Annotated in this window: 4 protein-coding genes, 8 tRNA genes and 1 rRNA gene; 12 read left to right on the top strand and 1 reads right to left on the bottom strand. The window is 27.9% G+C overall.

Annotation, left to right across the window (positions count from 1 at the left end):
• The 12 genes from BU00_RS0103180 to BU00_RS04655 form a co-directional block, all read left to right on the top strand.
• A 23S ribosomal RNA gene (locus tag BU00_RS0103180) occupies positions 1-329 on the top strand; the annotation flags it as partial.
• Between the two features lie 122 nt (positions 330-451).
• A tRNA-Pro gene (locus tag BU00_RS0103175) sits at positions 452-528 on the top strand.
• Between the two features lie 5 nt (positions 529-533).
• Positions 534-610, top strand: a tRNA-Ala gene (locus BU00_RS0103170).
• Between the two features lie 5 nt (positions 611-615).
• Positions 616-692: transfer RNA gene (locus BU00_RS0103165), tRNA-Met, on the top strand.
• Between the two features lie 13 nt (positions 693-705).
• Positions 706-781 (top strand) — tRNA-Ile (locus BU00_RS0103160).
• A 9-nt stretch (positions 782-790) separates the two neighbouring features.
• Positions 791-883 (top strand) — tRNA-Ser (locus tag BU00_RS0103155).
• Between the two features lie 24 nt (positions 884-907).
• Positions 908-984: transfer RNA gene (locus BU00_RS0103150), tRNA-Met, on the top strand.
• A 3-nt stretch (positions 985-987) separates the two neighbouring features.
• A tRNA-Asp gene (locus tag BU00_RS0103145) sits at positions 988-1,064 on the top strand.
• A 7-nt stretch (positions 1,065-1,071) separates the two neighbouring features.
• A tRNA-Phe gene (locus BU00_RS0103140) sits at positions 1,072-1,147 on the top strand.
• A gap of 97 nt (positions 1,148-1,244) precedes the next feature.
• Positions 1,245-3,917, top strand: coding sequence for an isoleucine--tRNA ligase (ileS, locus tag BU00_RS0103135; RefSeq protein WP_027121449.1), 2,673 nt, complete (start codon positions 1,245-1,247; stop codon positions 3,915-3,917).
• Positions 3,889-4,542 (top strand): signal peptidase II, encoded by a 654-nt coding sequence (locus tag BU00_RS0103130; protein ID WP_027121448.1) that lies wholly within the window; start codon positions 3,889-3,891, stop codon positions 4,540-4,542. Before ileS ends, BU00_RS0103130 begins: the two co-directional genes overlap by 29 nt.
• Positions 4,543-4,625: 83 nt before the next feature.
• On the top strand, positions 4,626-5,702 hold the full coding sequence (locus BU00_RS04655; RefSeq protein ID WP_051521857.1) for a YitT family protein: 1,077 nt from the start codon (positions 4,626-4,628) through the stop codon (positions 5,700-5,702).
• A gap of 33 nt (positions 5,703-5,735) precedes the next feature.
• Here the strand turns inward: BU00_RS04655 and BU00_RS05345 are convergent.
• Positions 5,736-6,032: hypothetical protein (locus tag BU00_RS05345; RefSeq protein WP_036459027.1), on the bottom strand; the 297-nt coding region annotated here is incomplete at its 5' end.

The following is a 6,032-nucleotide window of genomic DNA, read 5'->3' as shown; positions in this document are numbered from 1 at the left end:
CAATTAAAGCGGTACGCGAGCTGGGTTCAGAACGTCGTGAGACAGTTCGGTCCCTATCTGATGTGGGCGTTGGAATATTGATGAGAGCTGCTCTTAGTACGAGAGGACCGGAGTGGACGTACCGCTGGTGTTCCAGTTGTTTCGCCAGAAGCATAGCTGGGTAGCTAAGTACGGAAAGGATAACCGCTGAAAGCATCTAAGTGGGAAGCCTCCTCAAAGATAAGTATTCCCTTGAAATTCCTTGTAGACTACGAGGTTGATAGGATGGAAGTGTAAGTGTAGTAATACATTCAGCTGACCATTACTAATAAATTGATAGGTTTAAAAGAAATGTATTCAAGACATTTTAATAAATTATTAATTACTATTCAGTTTTCAGAGAACAAGTAATAATATATTTTGTAAAAATAAAAAATATATTATAATACTATAGCCTACTAAAAAAGCATATGGAGAAGTAGCTCAGCTTGGTAGAGCACTACATTTGGGCTGTAGTGGTCGCAGGTTCAAATCCTGTCTTCTTCACCATTTATGGGGGGTTAGCTCATTTGGCTAGAGCGCCTGCCTTGCACGCAGGAGGTGGTGGGTTCGAATCCCATACTCTCCACCATTTATGGCACTGTAGCTCAGTTGGTTAGAGCATCCGGTTCATACCCGGAAGGTCAAGAGTTCGACCCTCTTCGGTGCTACCAATTTTTAATGGACGGACCTATAGCTCAATGGTTAGAGCAACCGGCTCATAACCGGTTGGTTACAGGTTCGAGTCCTGTTAGGTCCACCAAAAATAAATGGGTGATTACCCAAGTCCGGCTGAAGGGAGCAGTCTTGAAAACTGCCAGGGGCTTCACGGCCCGCGGGGGTTCGAATCCCTCATCACCCGCCATTTATTTTAAAAGACTTTATATATAGCGGAGTGGAGCAGTTTGGTAGCTCGTCGGGCTCATAACCCGAAGGTCATAGGTTCGAGTCCTGTCTCCGCAACCAAACGGTCCAGTGGTAAAGTGGTTTAATACGCCTCCCTGTCACGGAGGAGAACGCGGGTTCGATCCCCGTCTGGACCGCCATTTATAAGGCCCTGTAGCTCAGTTGGTAGAGCAACAGATTGAAGCTCTGTGTGTCGCTGGTTCGATTCCTGCCGGGGCCACCAAAAATATCTCTATTTTGTAATTTATAAATTTTATAGATTATAAAATAGAGATATTTTTAATATTTTAGTATAATTAAAAAAATAAGAAAGGGTAAAAATGGATTATAAAAAAACATTAAATATGCCTGAAACACCTTTTGAAATGAGGGCTAATTTAACAACAAAAGAATCTAAATTTAGAGAATTTTGGGATCAAAATAAAATATATCAAAAAGCAATTCAAAAAAATAAAAATAATGAAAAATTTATTTTACATGATGGACCACCTTATGCAAATGGTGATATACACATAGGTCACTCAATGAATAAAATTTTAAAAGATATTATTGTAAGATATAAAACTATTAGAGGATTTTATTCTCCTTTTGTTTGTGGTTGAGATACACATGGTTTACCTATTGAACATAAAATGCTTTCAGAATTAAATACAAAAAAAGAAGAACTTAATCCTATTATAATAAGAAAAAAAGCTGCTAAATATGCAGTAAAACAAGTAGAAAAACAAAAAGAACAATTTAATAATTTACAACTTTTTACTGATTTTGATAAAAAATACATTACATTAGATAAAAAATATGAAGTACAACAATTAAAAGTTTTAAAAAAAATGACTTTAGATGGATTGGTTTATAAAGGGTTAAAACCCGTTTATTGATCACCAAGTTCACAAAGTGCATTAGCAGAATCTGAAGTTGAATATAAAGACATAGTTTCTCCTTCTGTATTTGTTGCATTTAATGTGATTAACTCATTAAATAATTTTGTTCAAAAAGGTGATAAATTAATTATTTGGACTACTACACCATGGACATTAATTGCAAATGCTGGTGTTGCTGTTGAAAAAAATATAATTTATGTAAAAGTTAAATATGATGAAAAATATTATATTGTGGCACAAGAATTATTAGATAAACTAAAAGAAACATTTAAATGAGAAAAAATTGAAATCATTAATTCATTTAAAGGTGAAGAAATTATTAACACTGAATACTTAACACCTGTTTTACAAAGAAAAGCAAAAGTTGTTTTAGGACATCATGTAACAGTTGAAAATGGTTCTGGTTTAGTTCATATTGCTCCTCTTTTTGGTGAAGACGATTTTTTAATTGGTAAAAAAAACAATCTTGATATGATTATGCATATTGATGATAAAGGATATATATTTGGTACAAATACTGATTTTGATGGAATTTTTTATGATGATGCAAATAAAAAAATATCTGAATTTTTAGGTGATGATTTATTACATTTTGAAAGATATAAACACTCATACCCTCATGATTGAAGAACACACAAACCAATAATTTTTCGTGGTACACCTCAATGATTTGTTTCAATTGATAAAATTAGAGATCAAATAATTGATCAAATTAATAATAATGTTACTACTCATTCTGAGTGAGCAAAAAAAAGATTGATTAGTATGATTGAAAACAGAAATGATTGAACTATTTCAAGACAAAGAGCTTGAGGAGTTCCTTTAATTTTCTTTTATGATAAAAATAATCAACCCGTTATTAACGAGGAAATTTTTGATTATGTTATAAATTTAGTTTCAGAATTTGGGACTGATATATGATGAGAAAAAGAAGCGGATGAATTATTACCAGAACAATTCCGTGGTTTAGGATATAAAAAAGAAATGGATATTATGGATGTTTGATTTGATTCAGGTGTTTCATCAATTGCTGTTGATATTGACAATGGTTTTAGCAAATTACCTTATGATGTTTATTTAGAAGGTTCAGATCAATATAGAGGTTGATTTAATTCATCTATTATTAATGCGATTGCATATACTGGTCTTTCACCTTATAAAAACTTGATTTCACATGGTTTTGCACTTGATGCAAAAGGTGAAAAAATGTCTAAATCTAAAGGTAATGTTATATCTCCACTGGATGTTGTTTCAAAACGTGGTGCAGACATATTAAGGTTATGAGTTGCAAACAGTGAATATACTAACGATGTTACTATTTCAGAAACTATTTTGGATCAAAATACTGAAATTTATAGAAAAATTAGAAATACTATTAAATTTTTACTTGGTAATCTTAATGGTTTTGAATATAAAGGTAATATTGAAAGAATTGGGATCCATTTATATATAAAAGAGAAATTAAATGAGATTAAAATTAATGTAATTAATGCTTATGATGAGTTTAAATTTATTAATGTTATTAAATTATTAAATAATTATATTATTGATCTTTCAAGTTTTTATTTATCAACTACAAAAGATATTTTATATGTTAGAGAAAAAAATGATCCTGAAAGAATAATGACTCTTACTAATATGTATGAAATTTTAGACTTTATACTTTTAACTCTTGCTCCAATTTTACCAACAACTGCTGAAGAAGCTTATCAATTCTTTAATAAAGTTGATAAAAGAGAATCTATTATGCTTGATTCATTAAATTCTTGTTCTGAAAAAGAAATTAATTATGAAATTATAAATAAATATCAAGCATTTTTTGAGTTAAGAGATAAGGTTAATATTTTAATAGAAAATTCAATTAAAAATAATGAAATCAAAAGATCAAATGAAGCAAAACTATATATTGATTTAAATAAAAATCCATTATATAATGAAATCGATTTCAAAACATTTTTAATGGTTGGAAAAATACAAGATTCTAGTGAATTTAAAATTGAAAAATTTGATTCAATTAAATGTGAAAGATGTTGAAATCATTTTGAAGAAACTGAAATGAAAGAAAATATATGTGAAGGTTGTTATGGAATTATCCAAAAAATCTCTAATTAATTATTTAGATAAATTAAAAAAACATCTTTTAATCAATAAAAAGAAAATTATTCTTAGTTATATAATGTTTTTTGTTACTTTTATTATATTTTTTACGATTGATCAATTAACAAAAAATATTTTATTTGTTCATGGTGATATTAAAACTTTAAAAGAAGGATTTAATGGTCATTTGTATGTTTTTTTACCTGATAATAGAGAGTTATTAGTAGAAAGTATTTGAGAAGATACAATTAAAAACTATTCTATTATTGGTATAAGAAGTATTTGGCATGGTAGTACAACCTTTTTAAGTACAAGAAATACTAACACAATTCAATCTATTAGTATTATCTTTTTAATTCTTCTTCCGTTTTTTATATTAATACCAAGTAAACACTTTTTATGACAAAGTTTTTTTATTGGATTAATATTATCTGGTAATGCAGGAAATATGACAGATAGATTCTTCTTTGCTGGTTATGTAAAAGACATATTTTATTTCCCTTTTTTCAAAAGCAGTGGAACATTTAATTTTGCTGATGTAGCAATTATTCTTGGTATTACTGGTATGGTTATACTTTCGATTACTGGATACTTTATAGGACAAAATAAAACCAAGAATATCAACCATCTTGTTATTTAAAGATATATAAAAACACGTATAAAATTGAATTTTATCCGTGTTTTTAATTTATTTTTTAATGCTTTTATTATAAAATATAATTCATGAAAAAAGATGAAAAAAACAATAAAACAGATTGTGATATAAAGATAGAAAACACGATTGAAAATCAAAATAATGAAGTTGAAAAACTAAAATATAAAATGGGAAAATATTTATTAAATAATCAAAAAGTCAAATGAAACACTAAAATAATGTTTAAAAGGTATTGACAACGTATTTTATTAATTTTTATTGCTGCATTAATATTTAATGCTGGTATACAGATATTTTTATCACGGGCACAAACAATACCTTCTGGTGTTACAGGAATACCAACTTTACTCCAAAATACTATACCAGCAACAAAAGAATATTTTGCTTTAATTTATCTTGCATGCAATATACCATTATTTATTATTTTTGGTAGAAAAATTAAGGGTAGTTTTATTTTTTTAACTTTAATTTTTATGTTTTTCCAAATTATTACTAATTTCATATTTACGCTAAAAGTTATTGATGATGCGTTGCATAAATTTATCACTTTTACAAATGAATCAAAACCATATACAAACTGAAGTTCACTTATTTACTCATCTGCTGGTGCTATTCTTATAGCAGTAGGTATTTCAATTTCGTGAAAAGCAGGTGGATCAACAGGTGGTACTGATATAATTGCTTACTATTTTTCAACCAGAAGCAAAAAAAGTGTCGGAACTATCTTATCAATTATTGGTATAGTTACAGCGATTCTTTTTTTGATTATTTTCGCAGTTGCAAAACCTAATTATTTATATGATAAACCCATTCATTTTAATGAATACAAGACACAAGCAGAATTGCTAACAAACAATGATTATTTAGGGATTTCTATTGAAAATAAAGAAATGCTTATGAGTAGATATAATAATTTAATGCTAAGACATCAAGAATCAAGGATTTATTTTGGTATGAGAGAAATATGTACTTTTTGATATATTGTCGTTACAAATAGCGTTATAAATATGTTATATCCAAAATATAAAAAAGTTGAAATGACTATAATCAGCCCAAAACCAGAAAAAGTTATAGCTTATTTTAAATTAATCAATTACTGACATTCATATAGAATCGAAAGATATAAATCAGGTTACACAGTTTAAACTTTCAGTAAATTTTATACTAAATAAAAAAAATTAAGAAATTTTTTCGTTTATAGATATTATGAAACTATATAATTCATCAGAAGAAATATTCAAATTTTTGAGTATTTCTTTTTGTTTTGCAGTTAGAGAATTTTTTCTTATATATTTTTCATCAAATTTTGAAACCTCAATTTTTGATAATTCATCTATTATTGAATTAAATGTTAAACTTGATTTATTTTTTAATAAATCAGAACAATGAAACTTAATAAAACTTTTAACTATGGAAGCAATGAAAGTTATAAAGGTTTTACTTTCTAAAACACCATCAGTATAAGAATAATTTTT

Origin of the sequence: Mycoplasma leonicaptivi ATCC 49890 (assembly GCF_000622205.1) — a bacterium.
Lineage (GTDB): Bacteria > Bacillota_I > Bacilli_A > Mycoplasmatales > Metamycoplasmataceae > Mycoplasmopsis > Mycoplasmopsis leonicaptivi.
This window is presented reverse-complemented; position numbering and strand designations above follow the sequence as displayed.